General features: G+C 53.7%; 11 protein-coding genes. 5 read left to right on the top strand and 6 right to left on the bottom strand.

Translation table 11 applies throughout. From position 1 onward, the window contains the following. Positions 1-7: 7 nt before the first annotated feature. Positions 8-466, bottom strand: a complete 459-nt coding sequence (gene smpB, locus VLY20_00495) for an SsrA-binding protein SmpB (protein HUK55122.1) — start codon at positions 464-466, stop codon at positions 8-10. Between the two features lie 571 nt (positions 467-1,037). On the opposite strand from smpB, the gene VLY20_00490 reads away from it, so the two are divergent. Beyond that, positions 1,038-1,352 carry a DUF721 domain-containing protein gene (locus VLY20_00490; GenBank protein ID HUK55121.1) on the top strand — a complete coding sequence of 105 codons (315 nt, stop codon included), beginning with the start codon at positions 1,038-1,040 and terminating at the stop codon, positions 1,350-1,352. 104 nt (positions 1,353-1,456) lie between these two features. Here VLY20_00490 and VLY20_00485 read toward each other — a convergent pair whose 3' ends face one another. The 5 genes from VLY20_00485 to dnaA all read right to left on the bottom strand — a co-directional run bounded on the left by VLY20_00485 (position 1,457) and on the right by dnaA (position 9,912). Further along, positions 1,457-2,221, bottom strand: a complete 765-nt coding sequence (locus VLY20_00485; GenBank protein ID HUK55120.1) for a tetratricopeptide repeat protein — start codon at positions 2,219-2,221, stop codon at positions 1,457-1,459. A gap of 67 nt (positions 2,222-2,288) precedes the next feature. Next, a complete protein-coding gene (gyrA, locus tag VLY20_00480; GenBank protein ID HUK55119.1) occupies positions 2,289-4,787 on the bottom strand; it encodes a DNA gyrase subunit A in 2,499 nt (832 codons plus the stop codon). A 110-nt stretch (positions 4,788-4,897) separates the two neighbouring features. Further along, the gene (gyrB, locus tag VLY20_00475; GenBank protein HUK55118.1) at positions 4,898-7,336 is read right to left on the bottom strand and encodes a DNA topoisomerase (ATP-hydrolyzing) subunit B; all 2,439 of its coding nucleotides are present in this window, start codon (positions 7,334-7,336) and stop codon (positions 4,898-4,900) included. Positions 7,337-7,421: 85 nt separating this feature from the next. Continuing rightward, positions 7,422-8,546, bottom strand: coding sequence for a DNA polymerase III subunit beta (gene dnaN / locus VLY20_00470; GenBank protein HUK55117.1), 1,125 nt, complete (start codon positions 8,544-8,546; stop codon positions 7,422-7,424). A 31-nt stretch (positions 8,547-8,577) separates the two neighbouring features. After that, positions 8,578-9,912 (bottom strand): chromosomal replication initiator protein DnaA, encoded by a 1,335-nt coding sequence (gene dnaA, locus VLY20_00465; protein ID HUK55116.1) that lies wholly within the window; start codon positions 9,910-9,912, stop codon positions 8,578-8,580. 394 nt (positions 9,913-10,306) lie between these two features. On the opposite strand from dnaA, the gene rpmH reads away from it, so the two are divergent. From rpmH to mnmE, 4 genes are all read left to right on the top strand, one after another. Continuing rightward, entirely contained in the window at positions 10,307-10,444 is a 138-nt protein-coding gene (gene rpmH / locus VLY20_00460; protein ID HUK55115.1) for a 50S ribosomal protein L34, read from the top strand. Positions 10,445-10,793: 349 nt separating this feature from the next. Continuing rightward, complete coding sequence (yidD, locus tag VLY20_00455) at positions 10,794-11,003, top strand: membrane protein insertion efficiency factor YidD (protein ID HUK55114.1); 210 nt, start codon at positions 10,794-10,796, stop codon at positions 11,001-11,003. Between the two features lie 8 nt (positions 11,004-11,011). Continuing rightward, a complete protein-coding gene (gene yidC / locus VLY20_00450; protein HUK55113.1) occupies positions 11,012-12,685 on the top strand; it encodes a membrane protein insertase YidC in 1,674 nt (557 codons plus the stop codon). Further along, the gene (gene mnmE, locus VLY20_00445; protein ID HUK55112.1) at positions 12,621-14,087 is read left to right on the top strand and encodes a tRNA uridine-5-carboxymethylaminomethyl(34) synthesis GTPase MnmE; all 1,467 of its coding nucleotides are present in this window, start codon (positions 12,621-12,623) and stop codon (positions 14,085-14,087) included. Before yidC ends, mnmE begins: the two co-directional genes overlap by 65 nt. The last annotated feature ends 44 nt before the right edge of the window (positions 14,088-14,131 follow it).

Genomic DNA, 14,131 nt, shown 5'->3' with positions numbered 1-14,131 from the left:
AATCACGCTACCGTTGTCTCTGTTTAAAAGCCTTCTGGATTTCCCGTTGTGCGATCTTACGCCTCAGCGTCTCGCGTTTATCCGCAGCCTGCTTCCCAAGCGCAAGGGCCAATTCCACCTTGGCCAAGCCTTTCTTGAAATAGATCTTCAACGGCACTAAGGTAAAACCGCGCTGCTGCGTTTTCCCGATCAGCTTATTGATCTCGTTCCGGTTCAACAAAAGCTTTCTCACCCTCAACGGATCGTGGTTCGCAATGTTTCCATGACTGTAAGGGCTGATGTGACAATGATATAGAAACACCTCGTTGCCTTGGATGCTGGCGTAGCTGTCTCGAAGATTCGCCCGGCCTTCTCTTAATGCCTTGACCTCCGTCCCGATCAAAACGATCCCGACTTCGTACTTTTCTTCGATATGGTAATCATGAAAGGCCTTTGAGTTGGTAGCCACCACCGAATCATTTGCCATGAGACCGCTTTGTTAGACCGGAGGTTGAACATCGCGTGCACCTTTATAACACAAAATAATAAATTTTGCAAGCCATTGATCGTCCGATACTTTTGTCTTCGTCGGCGCGCAAAAGCGGATAGAACAAGCCTTTATCGACATTACTTCGTCGTACTGTTGAAGGGCTGTTATGATCCGGCCACGCCCGGGCAATGAAGGAGAGTCAGCATGGCCTCGACACACCTTTATCCCGAACAAATAGAGAGGCCGGCTCCGTCTTTAGATTTCCGAAATAAAGCCAATGTTATCGAAGATTTTTGAGGAGCTTTCATCTTCCATTCTCCCTGGTCCAGATTGGCTTTCTCTATTTTAAGCGCCGACCAGGTAACATGATCGGTTTCAACTTTCCAGTTTTAAAGTAACGCTCCTTTCGATTTATGTCAATAGATTTAGACCCGTATCTCCGATTGCAATTCGTTTGGAATAGGCCGCAGGGGGTTGCGCAATCGTCTTTCGTTTGCGCATGGGTTGCATTGCCAGGAGCTCTCGGGTAAAATGGGTCTAAAATAAACCGATGAGCCTGCATGACCACATGACCAAAGGATCGTCATTCACTCCCGCAAGCCAAGTCCTTCTACGTCTGATCGCCCAGTATGGTTTAGAAGGTCCGCTGGCGGAACACCGCCTTCGGGAGCACTGGGCCGAGATCGTCGGAGATCAAATCGCGGGGCATGCCCAGCCGGGCAAGATCCGTTTCCGAAAGCTCTACTTATCGGTAGACAGCCCCGCCTGGATGCAAGAGTTGGCCTTCTTAAAACCGACGCTCGTGGATAAGGTGAATGCCGCCTTGCACCGGTTTCAGGCCGATTTTCAGATTCAAGAAGTCATTCTACAACTTGGCCTTTGAACTTTCATCCCGCCTGTGCCCTCCCCATGGGAAAAACGTAAAAAATAATGGGGCCGTGAAAGGCTATCTTTAGATGCAGCGCGTCGTCCTCAATCGTTCACCCGTTATTCTGGCTCCGCAGGGGGACCGCTTGTGACCGGCGGTTTGCCGATGACCGTTCTCAAGCGACTTTCGATACTTTGGATCTTAATTCCAACTACTTTCGGATTCGGATAAATTTTGGCCAGCGACCGATATTCACGTAACGCTTCGTCCAGTCGATCAAGCTCCTCCAAACAATTGGCCAGCCAGAAGCGGACTTCGATCCTTACATCGCTGTGAGGGTAGCGCTTGATCGTCTCTTGATAAATCACCAGGGCTTCATTGTACCGCCCTTGGAGGAAATAACTGCTTCCGGTTCGGTAAAGCGCATTGTCCGCCCACTCGCTGTTGGGTGACTGTTTGAGAAGCTGGTCCCATTCATTCCGGGCTTGATCGTAATCACCCTGATCAAAATAGACCTCGCCAATGCGATACTGTACTTCCTCAGCAACGGCCCGATCCTTGGTCCGCTCCAACAGTTTCTGGTACTCCGCAACGGTCCGCCGATAATCGTGATATTTCTTTTCGTATATCTCGGCCAGTGTTTGCTCGGCTTGCATGACCAGTGGGCTGTTGGGATGTTCCGTTACGACTTTGCGGAAGGCTTCGATGGCTTTCGGGTAATCATTCAGGTAGAGATATTCGAGCGTCCCGATGGCGTAATAGGCATCATCGGCATAAACGCTCTTGGGGTAATCTTCGACCAGACGTTCATAGTCCTGAACCGCGCCTAGGTAATCTCCCGCTTTCCATCGGGCTTCAGCCGCGTCGAGAATGGCCTTGGGCATCTGTTCGCATCCTGTTACCACAACCAGGAAAACCACGCCCAGGCTCAACCAACACTGCGGACCGGTTTTAGGCCGACGGTTCCCCATCCTGGCCGTCCTGTTGCGACACGGGCTCGTCGGGGGTTTCATCGGGGTCGGCTCTCTCCGCCAATGGAGCGACACCCACCACACGATCGTTCGGATCCAGGCCGATCAGCCGTACGCCCTGCGTGTTGCGGCCGATTTGGCGGATGTCCCCGATCTTAAGACGGATGATTTTGCCTTCGGCCGTCATCATCATAATTTCTCCGTCCTCCATCACCTGAAGAACGGCCACCGCATTTCCGTTTTTCGGCGTTGTACGGATGCTGATAATGCCCTTCCCGCCCCGACCCTGGGAACGGTACTCCTTCGGATCCGTCCGCTTGCCGAACCCGCGCTCGGTCACAGTCAGAACGCCGGCTCCCGTATCCTCGCCCAAGACCTCCATCCCGATCACTTCGTTATCCCCGGTCAGGGTGATTCCTTTCACACCCACCGCGGTGCGCCCCATCGGTCTGACCTGTTTTTCCGGAAAGCGAATTACCAATCCTTTTTTCGTTCCGATCAGAACTTCTTTACTTCCGTCCGTCAGCCGTACCGCGACCAGCTTGTCTCCCGGTTCCAGAGTCAACGCAATGATGCCGCCCGCTCTCGGATTGCTGTACGCCTGAAGCGGCGTCTTCTTGATGACCCCCTGCCGGGTCGCCATCACCACGTATCGGTCTTCCCGGAACTCGACGACGGGAAGAATCGCCGTGATTTTTTCACCCTGCGCCAGCTGAAGAAGGTTGACGATCGCTTTTCCTTTGGTCGCGCGTCCCGCCTCGGGGATCTGATGAACTTTTTGCCAGTATACTTTTCCGGCATCTGTGAAAAAGAGGAGGTAGTCGTGCGTCGAGGCGACGAACAAATGCTCGACAAAGTCCTCCTCTCGGACGCCCATGCCGATTTTTCCCTTCCCGCCTCGGCGCTGGCTTCGGTAGATCCCCACGGGGTTGCGTTTGATGTAGCCGGTGTTGGAGATCGTGATGACCATGTCCTCCTCGGCAATCAGGTCTTCCGGATCAATCTCTTCCGCCGCCGCCATGATTTCGGTCCGCCGGGCATCCTGGTACTTCTCCCGGATTTCCAGCAACTCGTCCTTGATCATCTTTCGGACCAAGGCCTCGCTGCCCAGCACCGACCGAAGGTACTCGATCCGCTTGATCGTCTCTTGATACTCCGTCACCAGTTTTTCCCGTTCGAGTTGAGTCAACCGTTGAAGCCTCATGTCCAGAATCGCCTGGGCCTGGACCTGCGAGAGTCCGAACTGTTGAACGAGGCCCGTGCGGGCCACCTCGGGCGAGGCCGCGCGTCGGATCAGGGCGATCACGCGATCCAGATGGTCCAGCGCAATCTTCAATCCTTCTAAGATATGCGCCTTCTCCTCGGCTTTCCGCAGCTCGTACTGCGTCCGCCGCACCACCACGTCACGGCGGTGCCGTACAAAGGCCTGGAGGATCTCCGCCAGATTTAAGACACGGGGCTGATTGTCGACCAAAGCGAGCATGATCACGCCGAACGTCGTCTGGAGCTGGGTATGTTTGTAGAGCTGATTGAGGATAACGGCCGCCACCTCCCCGCGCCGGAGCTCCACGACGATTCGCATCCCGTCCCGGTCGGACTCATCCCGAACATCGGCAATGCCATCGATCTTTCGGTCGCGGACCAGTTCTGCGATTTTCTCAATCAACCGGGCCTTGTTCACTTGGTACGGCAATTCTGTAACGATGATCGTCTCTTTTTCGGTTTTGGGATGAACCTCGATCGTGGCCTTTCCCCTCAACGTCAGGATGCCCCGACCGGTCTTGTACGCGTCCTTGATCCCCTGCGTCCCGCAAATGAACCCGCCGGTCGGGAAGTCCGGCCCCTTGATGATGCGCGTCAACTTGTCGAGTGCGACCTCGGGGTTGTCGATCATGAAGGTCAGCGCGTCAACGACTTCGGTCAGATTATGTGTGGGGATGTTTGTGGCCATCCCCACCGCGATGCCCGATGATCCGTTGATCAACAAATTAGGAACTCGGGAGGGGAGAACGGTCGGCTCGGTGCGGGATTCGTCGTAGTTGGGAACGAAATTGACCGTATCCTTGTCGATGTCGGCCAGCATCTCCTCGGCCAGCTGGGTCAGCCGCGATTCGGTGTAGCGCATGGCCGCCGGTGGGTCACCGTCGATGGAGCCGAAGTTGCCTTGTCCGTCGATCAAGGGATACCGCATGTTGAAATCCTGGGCCATCCGGACCAAGGTATCATAAATGGCGGCATCCCCATGCGGGTGGTAATTACCCATAATCTCGCCCGTGACCTTGGCCGACTTCCGATAGGGCCGATTATGGAGCAGGCCCATTTCGTGCATCCCGTAAAGAATCCGTCGATGAACCGGCTTCAGGCCGTCCCGGACATCGGGGAGCGCCCGGCCCACGATCACGCTCATGGCGTAATCGAGATACGAGGCCTTCATCTCGTCTTCGATGTCCACCACAATTTTTCGGGTTTCGGTCGTCACAGAATCCCTCTGTTTTTATCGGGGAGCGCGGCGGCAAAGGGAAGAGCAAGGTCCTCAAATGCCCCCCTGGTATCCCCGCGCTCGCCCCAGCCGAGCTGGACGCTCGCTATTTAAATATCCAGGTTTTTCACTTCCAGAGCATGCTTTTCGATAAAGGCTTTCCGCGGCTCAACCTGATCTCCCATCAGGACCGAAAACATCTCTTCGGCGGCGACAAGATCCTCCAGTTTGACCTGAAGGAGGACGCGTTTTTCAGGATCCATGGTCGTTTCCCAGAGTTGTTCGGGGTTCATTTCGCCCAACCCTTTGAACCGCTGGATCGTCGCGCCGCTTCGACCGATCGCGAGGACTTGTTCGACAGCACCCTCCAACGTCAAAATCGACTTTGCTTCCTCGCCCTCAGCAGAGATGAGGTACGGCGGTGCCGCGATTTGCTGAACCTGATCGTAGATCGTCTCAAGCCCTTTATACTCGACCGATTCCAGCACGGCGTCCACCTGGGCGGACTCCACGCGTCGTTCGATCACCTGTCCCTCCCAGCTCAGCGAGCAAGATAAGACAAAGCCGTCGTCTCGACGCGACGTTTCCCCCTGCGCCCGGATCTTTTTAGCGGTCGGCGGAAAAGCCTCCTTTAATATATCCATATAGACCTGTTCGAACTGCTTGAGCGTTTTGGGGGTATACCACTCCGTCTTGGGCGCCGGGCGAACGGTCAGAAGCGTCCGGATCAACTCGGATGTGGCCCCGCGCTTCTTAAGTTGTTGGATATGCTGCCGGTATTTCCCCATTTCGGCAAACAGCTTTTGTCGCCGGTCTCCAACGACCGCTTTCTTCCCCTTCTCCGTCAGGACGGTCGCCTTTTCTATTCCCAGTTTGAAGAAGTAGTCCTCAAACTCCCTTTCGTTCTGGATATACCGCTCTTCTTTCCCTTTTTTCACCTTGAAAAGAGGCGGCTGCGCAATATAGAGATATCCTTTCTCCAAGAGCAGGGGCATCTGCCGGAAGAAGAAGGTCAGAAGAAGCGTTCGGATGTGCGATCCGTCCACATCGGCATCGCACATAAGTATGATCTTGTGGTACCGGGCCTTTAAGATGTCGAAGTCTTCCGGTCCGATCCCTGTGCCAAGAGCCGTGATCAGGGTTCGTATTTCGTCGCTCGAAATCATCTTATCGAAACGGGCCTTCTCGACATTGAGGATCTTTCCCTTTAAAGGGAGGATCGCCTGATTGTGTCGATCCCGACCCTGTTTGGCGGATCCGCCGGCCGAATCACCCTCTACGATAAAAAGCTCCGAAAGGGCCGGATCGCGTTCCTGGCAGTCGGCCAGTTTTCCGGGAAGGGACCCGATGTCCAACGCATTCTTGCGGCGGATAAGCTCCTTGGCCTTCCGCGCCGCTTCGCGGGCACGCGCGGCATTGATCGCCTTTTCCGCGATCTTCCGGGCTATGCTCGGGTTCTGATCAAAGTAGGCGCCCAGCGCTTCGTTGACGGCGGCCTCCACGATCCCCTTCACCTCGCTGTTTCCCAGCTTGGCCTTGGTCTGTCCCTCGAACTGCGGTTCCGGTATCTTAACGCTGATCACGGCGGTCAGCCCTTCACGAACGTCATCTCCGGTCAGGGCCTCATCGTCGGCCTTCAACATATTGTTGGCCGTGGCATACGTGTTCACGGTTCGAGTCAGAGCGGCTTTAAATCCCACGAGATGGGTTCCACCCTCACGGGTATTAATGTTGTTTGCAAACGAAAAGATGTTGTCCGAGTAGGAATCGTTGTACTGGAGGGCCACTTCCATCACGACCCCGCTTTTCTCCCGGGTGACATAAATCGGTTTGTGGAGAGGGTCCTTGTTTTCATTCAGGTGCTCCACAAAAGAGATGATGCCCCCTTTGTAGGAAAACTCCTGCCGCTTATCGGTCCGTTCGTCCGAAAGGATGATCTGGAGCCCTTTGTTGAGAAAGGCCAGCTCACGCAGACGTTGTGAGAGGGTGTCGAAGCTGAATTCCGTTTCCTCGAAGACCTGGGGATCGGGTTTGAAGACAACCTGAGTTCCTCTTTTTTTCGTCTTCCCGGTGGCTTTCAGCGGGGCCTCGGGCTTGCCGCGTTTGTATCGCTGCTGAAAGGCTTGCCCGTCCTGCCAGATCTCCAACTCCAGCCATTCCGAAAGGGCATTCACGACCGAGATCCCGACGCCGTGGAGGCCGCCCGACACTTTGTAGGCGTCCCGGTCGAACTTCCCGCCGGAATGGAGAACGGTCAAGACCACCTCGGCCGCCGAGCGCTTTTGGCCCGCGTGCATGCCGGTTGGAATTCCACGTCCGTTGTCGACCACCGTGCAACTGCCGTCGCTGTGAAGACTCACCTCGATCCGGTCACAGAAGCCGGCCATGGCCTCGTCCACGCTGTTGTCGACCACTTCGTAGACAAGGTGATGCAGCCCGTCCACGCCGGTGCTGCCGATATACATCGCCGGACGCTTTCGAACCGCATCCAATCCTTCCAAGACCTTGATCTGTTCCGCATCGTACTTGGGGGACGCTTTGGTCTCCATGCTGCTCCTTAAGACAGAGTCACGCCCTACTCCCTGAGGTCCCCATCCCAGCAGAACCGGATAGCCCAGCATGACCCCCGGTGATTCAAACCCGCATCGGCATGACCACGCATAAGTAATCCGGGTCATCCGCTTGACGGATGATGCAGGGACTCAGTGCATCCTTAAACTCCAAAACGGCCTCTTCCGCATCGATCGCCGAGAGGGCGTCCAAAAGATATCGGGCGTTAAAACCCGTTGTGACCCCTTCTTGGTTGAACTTGGCCCCGATCGTTTCTTTCGCTTCCCCCATGTCCGGATTGCTGGAAGACAACGTAAGCGTACCCGGCTCCAGGGCCAGCTTGATCGCACTCGTTTTCTCGCGAGAAAGGATGGACACTCGGCGCAGCGCGCCCTCGAGCTCGGTCCTTTTAACCGCGGCGCGCTTCTCATTTTCTGTGGGAATCACTTGCTGGTAATTGGGGTAGCTGCCTTCCATGAGTCGGGCAAGCAAAAGGAGGCCTCCCCGCTTAAAGATCATTTGATTTTTACTCACGCCGAGTTCCGGTCCTTCTTCATTCTCCTCCAACAATTTCTTTATTTCCGTCGCGGCCTTCTTTGGAATGACGGCGGTCAGCTCTTGGGGAAGTCCCCGCACCGTTCCACCGTCCAACGGCCTCTCGATCACCGCCAAACGGTGGCCGTCGGTTCCGACAAATCGCAGGAAAGGTTTCTTGTCCTTTGCATAGAGGGTGACCAGTAACCCGTTGAGAATATAACGGGCGTTGTTGTCGCTGGCGGTAAAAACGGTCTTGCGAATCAAATCGGAAAGCGTCTTGCGGTCGACGGCCATGAGCGGTTCCGATTCGACCGTCGGCATGGCCGGAAATTCCTGGGGCGGCAGTCCCAACACTTTGAACTCGCTCTTTCCAGCCTCGATCTGAACGGCGTGATCCTCTTTCGAAGAGATCGTGACCATGCCGTCCGGCAGTTCGCGAATGATCTCATACAACTTCCTGGCCGAAACGGTTACCCCGCCGGGCTGCGATACCTCGGCTTTGTAGGTTCCCCGAATGCCGATCTCGAGGTCGGTTGCGAATAAAATGACCCGGTCCCCTTTCGCCTCAAAGAGCATGTTTGAAAGGATCGGCATGGTATTTCGCTTTTCAACCACGCCTTGAACGCGTTGGAAGCCGGTCAATAATTCACTCCGAGAAATTTTGAGCTTCATACAAACCTCCTCGTGCCCCTGGAGTACGTTGTTATGCCGAACCCTGGCCTTCTTGCAACTGCCTCGTTATGGATTCCACCAATTGTTTAAAACTCGCGTCGGCTTCCATTCGTTTCTCGATCTGCCGACAGGCATGGATAACCGTTGTATGATCCTTCCCACCGAAATGTCGCCCGATTTCCGGGAAGGAATTGGACGTCAGTTCTCGGCAGAGGTACATGGTGATCTGCCTGGGCTGCACGATCGTTTTTGTCCTTTTCTTCGACTTCATATCGACCTGCCGAAGGTGGAAGCGTTCCGCGACGACTCTTTGAATCTCTTCTGCGGTAAGGATTTTCTTTACTTGCACCGAATCCCGAAGAATCTTCTTCGCCAAGTCCAGCGTTATGGCTTGTCCCGTCAACGAAGAAAAGGCCCCGACTCGAATCAGAGCCCCTTCCAATTCACGGACGTTCCCACGGATGTTTTCGGCCAACAGATGGGCCACCGCGTCTGGCAGATCGATCGCCTCGGTCTCGGCTTTCTTTCGGAGAATGGCGATACGGGTTTCGAGGTCCGGGACTTGAAGATCCGCAATCAAACCCCATTCAAAACGAGATCTCAGCCGTTCTTCAATCGTCGGGATTTCTTTAGGAAAGCGATCGCTCGACAAGACAATTTGTTTGTGGGCTTCGTAAAGGGCGTTGAAGGTGTGAAAAAACTCTTCTTGCGTCCGTTCTTTTCCCGCGATGAACTGGATGTCATCCATAAGCAACGTATCAACACCCCGGTATTTGTTCCTAAACTCCAGCATTTTGTCGTACCGGATGGAATTGATGACTTCGTTCGTGAATTGCTCGGAAGAGAGATAGGCGATCCTCGTCCCGGGACGCTTTTCGATTATAAAATTCCCTATCGCATTCAGCAGGTGTGTCTTTCCCAGCCCTACACCGCCATACAGGAATAATGGGTTGTAGGCCCTGGCTGGAGATTCCGCCACGGCCAAGGCCGCGGCATGGGCGAACTGGTTGCAGGAACCGACCACGAACCCGCCAAAGGTGTACTTTGCATTGAGCTGAATTCCTCTTCGGGATCTTCCCGTTTTTTCCGATATCGGACTTTCGGTCGGCGTTTGTTCGCCGTTCTTTATGATCAGGTTTATTCTTAATCCATCAATCTTCGTAATCCGCCCTATTTCGTCGAGAAGCATTTCATAGTAGTGCTCCCTAATCCATTCGCAGAAAAACCGATTGGGTGCGACGAGCGTGACCTCCTTGCCTTCGACGGACTCGATGGAAAGAGGTTTGAACCATGTGTCATGGGTCTGCTTGTTGACACGGGTCTCCATCTTTTCACTGGCTTGGTGCCAGATTTCTTCCGGTTTCATTTCCGCCTGGTTATCAACAGCTTTATCAACAATTGTTGATAATAAATTAATGCAATATAAATCAATAAGCTATGCTGGTTAAAATCCACTTCAGAACACCTACATAAAAATGATCGCCGTTATTGCCTGTGGTTAAATTGATTCCCGGCCCAAGATAACAAAACCATTCAAACAAAGCAAGTTTTATTCAGCCCCAACCCCCAGAGAAGTGTGTTTTCTTTTATTCCGTTCCGATTCAATTCCCTCTTTTAACAAGCACTACTATTACTACTATTTTATTTCATTTACAATTTCTCTCCTGTAACAAACGACCGAATGAAACCGACGTGTTTTCGATTGACTCGCCAAACAAACCTGCCTATAATGAAATTTTTTAAAAGATCGAGGAGGATACATGTCCATCACGTACCGGCAGCCCAGCAAGAGGAGAAAAAAAAAGACGCATGGATTTTTAACCCGCATGAAATCGAAAGGGGGTCGTCGCGCTTTGTCTCGACGCCGGTCGAAAGGAAGAAGAAAGTTAACCGCGTAGGAGTAACTATGAATCGCAGACACCGGTTGAATCGGAAGGTGCAGTTTACGGGTGTTTATCGATACGGGGTTACGGTCGATGCCGAGACGTTTCGAATTTTGTGCCGGGAAAACCGCCGTTCTTGTTCTAGGTTTGCTGCCGTGGTCGGTCGAAGGTTTGGGCCGGCGGTTCGAAGGAATAAAGCCAAGCGAATTGCGCGAATTCTTTTCGATCAATTTCAAAAAAGAATCTCTCCTTCTTGCGATATCATCCTGTTTCCTCGGATAGCCTTGCTTACGCAGCGACGTGATTTATTGACCGTTGATTTTGAAAACGCGCTCCGGCAAGCGCGGGTATGTCAGGAACCCGTATGAAACACGTGTTGATCGGGATGATCAAGTGCTACAAATGGACGGTCTCCCCGTTTTTGCCGAGAGCGTGCCGATTCACGCCGACCTGCTCCTGTTATGCCATGGAGTCGCTGCAACGGCACGGAATGGTCAAGGGCCTTCTGTACACCGTTGTACGAATATTGAAATGCCAGCCGTTTCACCCCGGCGGGTACGATCCCGTCAAATAAGCGGATAAATGGAAAAGCGGTTTATTCTCTTTCTGGTTTTGTCATTTACGATTATGATGGCCTACCCCTACGTTGTCGAGAAACTCGGGCTGGTTCCATCTTCGCCCGGACTCGGACAGCCGGAGAAGGCCGCGGAGAAACAGGACTTTGCTCAACCGCCGTCCGGCGTTGTCGGCGCAAAACCACTTGCAATCCCGGTATCGCCCAGAGAGGAACAGACGATTCAAATAAACACACCGCTCTACCATGCCGGTTTTTCCTCGCGCGGGGGGAAACTGGTCGTGTTTGAGTTAAAAAAGTATACAGGCCTGGACAGGAAAACGCCGATCAAGCTTTATCAAGAGGGGGCCGGCGCGCCCCCGGCCTTTTCAATCCAAACGCCGGATGCCGGACTGAATGAGCGCATGGACCGCGGGCTTTATACCGTGGACGGCCACGATCTAACGCTCGATGAACAAAACAAGACGGGCACCGTCGCCTTCCGCTTCCAGGACCCCGACACGGGCATTCGCGTTTCAAAACGGGTTTCCTTTTGGAGCGACAGTTACCGGATCGGCCTGGACATCGAAACGGAAGGCGTTCCCGATCGGTACCTGTTTTCAATCGGCCGCAACTTCGGCATCACCGACTGGGGACAAAAAAGAGGGTTCGTCGGGTTCGTCGGACCCGTTACCGATATCGGTGGAGAGCTGGTCAAAGACAATCCGGCCAAAATGGAAAAGGAAGTCCGCCACGAGGGCCCGATTGCCTGGACGGCGCTGCAGGACAAGTACTTTATTGCCGCGGCGATCACGACCGGGGCCGGCGCGGCGGTGGTCAGCCGGTTGTCCCCCGTATCGGTAAATACCGAATTGGAATTCAAGTCCGCGGGAGCCGGCCCCGCGATCAACCACCTCCTCCTTTACACGGGACCGAAGGAACACCAGCGCCTGAAAGCCCTCGGGGTCGGACTCGAGGAGACGGTCGATTTCGGATGGTTTATTTATGGCAGCTGGGCCATCGTCCGGTGGATCGCCCGGCCGCTTTTCTATATTCTGCAGTTCCTTCACGGTTTCACCGGGAACTATGGCGTGTCGATCGTCCTGTTGACCGTCGGCGTTCGCGTGCTGTTCATTCCCCTCACGCACAAGAGCTATCGGTCGATGAGGGCGATGCAGGCCCTTCAACCCCAGCTGCAGGCGCTGCAGAAGAAATACAAGGAGGATCGGCAACGCCTGCAGCGCGAGATGATGGAATTGTACCAGAAGAACAAGGTCAATCCCGTTGGGGGATGCCTTCCCATGATTCTCCAAATCCCCGTTTTCGTGGCGCTGTTCAACGTGCTCTACACAACCATCGAACTTCGTCAGGCCCCGTTTATTCTCTGGATTCATGATCTGGCCGACAAAGACCCCTATTTTGTCCTTCCCATCATCATGGGCTTCACCATGCTGATCCAGCAAAAGATGCAACCCACCACCATGGATCCCACCCAAGCCAAGATATTTCTGATGATGCCCGTACTCATGACCTTCTTATTTCTAAATTTCCCCACCGGGTTAGTCCTCTACATGATCACGAACAATGTCCTGACCGTGAGTCAGCAGTATTTCACCATGAAATATTTTGAGACCAAACATGAAAAGGAGTCCGGAAAAAAAGAGCCGGGAAAAACGCCCGCAGCTGGTCCAGAAAAGTCATAGACTCGTTTCGGGAGACACCATCTGCGCGATCGCGACCCCCGTTGGGGAGGGAGGCATCGGAGTCATCCGCCTCAGCGGCGGGCGGGCCATCGAGATTGCCGCACAGGTTTTTGAGCCCAGGAGCGGCCTCGCCGTAAACGAACTGGCCAGTCACACGATCCATCTTGGGGTGATACGCGATCCCTTCATCGGAGAACGACTGGATGAGGTGATGCTCGCGGTCATGCATGCGCCCAGAACCTACACCCGCATGGATACGGTGGAAATTTACGGCCATGGTGGACCACTCCTCCTTCATCGGATTTTGGATGTTTTAATGCAGCAAGGCGCACGACTGGCCGACCCGGGGGAGTTTACGAAGTGGGCATTTCTCAACGGTCGGATCGATCTGACTCAGGCCGAGGCCGTGATGGATTTGATTCATTCGAAGACCGAAGCGGGCCAGCGGGCTGCGCTCGCACAATTGGGCGGCGAACTACATCGCCGAATCAGACATCTACGCGAATCCGCCGTCCGGCTTTTAGCGGAGATCGAGGCCGGAATTGATTTTACAGAAGAAGATCTTCAGTTCCTAAATCAAGGTCAGATGCGGGCCCTGCTTGCCGACCTCGTCAACGGGGCGGATGCCCTTGCTAAAACAGCGACGAGCGGTAAAGCCTTGAGAGAAGGGATTGCAACCGTGATCGTCGGTCGCCCGAACGCCGGGAAATCCAGTTTGCTCAACGCGATGCTCCTGCAAAACCGGGCGATCGTAACCCCAATTCCAGGGACAACCCGCGATATTATAGAAGACTATCTCAATCTAGGCGGCCTTCCTCTTCGCATCATGGATACGGCCGGATTACGGGAGACGGAGGATTTGGTGGAACGAGAGGGTGTTTTACGAACCCGTCAAGCCATTAAAGAGGCGGATCTCATTTTGTTAGTTCTAGACCTAAGCCAAAAACTCGGCGAGGAAGAGCAGAGGTTAATTGAAGAGACGGATGAGAAAAGACGGTTGATTGTCTGCACAAAGATTGATCTCCTCCCGGAAAATGCTCGGAGTCAGGATCAGGTGGGGTTTCTGGTTCAAAATCATCATGCCGAAAAAATTGTCTGTATTTCGGCGCGTACCGGAGAAGGGCTTGACAACCTCCGAGAGGCCATCGTGAGAGAAATACGGAGCGGCATTGTGACATGCGGAGAGCGCGAAGCCATGATTAATTATAGACACAAGTCATTATTAACTCATGCAAAAATGTCGCTTCAAGATGCCATTGAATCTATCGATAGAAACGCACCGCCTGAATTAATTGTTGTTGATATTAGAACCGCGATCGATCGACTTGGGGAGATTACCGGAGAGACTACTACAGACGATCTTCTCGAAAAAATATTCAAAAATTTTTGCATTGGAAAATGAATTGGAACATAGGTAATTAATAATTAAATGATTTTTATGAAAGC

The sequence above is a fragment of the Nitrospiria bacterium genome, from assembly GCA_035517655.1.
Classification (GTDB): domain Bacteria; phylum Nitrospirota; class Nitrospiria; order JACQBZ01; family JACQBZ01; genus JACQBZ01.
Note: the sequence above shows the minus strand (reverse complement) of the source record. Positions and strands in the feature narration are given on the sequence as shown.

What these genes read in the sequence shown, in the direction of transcription:
- smpB (HUK55122.1), bottom strand. Translation starts at nt 466, where the DNA reads ATGGCAAATGATTCGGTGGTGGCTACCAACTCAAAGGCCTTTCATGAT.
- VLY20_00490 (HUK55121.1), top strand. Translation starts at nt 1,038, where the DNA reads ATGACCAAAGGATCGTCATTCACTCCCGCAAGCCAAGTCCTTCTACGT.
- VLY20_00485 (HUK55120.1), bottom strand. Translation starts at nt 2,221, where the DNA reads ATGCCCAAGGCCATTCTCGACGCGGCTGAAGCCCGATGGAAAGCGGGA.
- gyrB (HUK55118.1), bottom strand. Translation starts at nt 7,336, where the DNA reads ATGGAGACCAAAGCGTCCCCCAAGTACGATGCGGAACAGATCAAGGTC.
- dnaN (HUK55117.1), bottom strand. Translation starts at nt 8,546, where the DNA reads ATGAAGCTCAAAATTTCTCGGAGTGAATTATTGACCGGCTTCCAACGC.
- dnaA (HUK55116.1), bottom strand. Translation starts at nt 9,912, where the DNA reads ATGAAACCGGAAGAAATCTGGCACCAAGCCAGTGAAAAGATGGAGACC.
- rpmH (HUK55115.1), top strand. Translation starts at nt 10,307, where the DNA reads ATGTCCATCACGTACCGGCAGCCCAGCAAGAGGAGAAAAAAAAAGACG.
- yidD (HUK55114.1), top strand. Translation starts at nt 10,794, where the DNA reads ATGAAACACGTGTTGATCGGGATGATCAAGTGCTACAAATGGACGGTC.
- yidC (HUK55113.1), top strand. Translation starts at nt 11,012, where the DNA reads ATGGAAAAGCGGTTTATTCTCTTTCTGGTTTTGTCATTTACGATTATG.
- mnmE (HUK55112.1), top strand. Translation starts at nt 12,621, where the DNA reads ATGAAAAGGAGTCCGGAAAAAAAGAGCCGGGAAAAACGCCCGCAGCTG.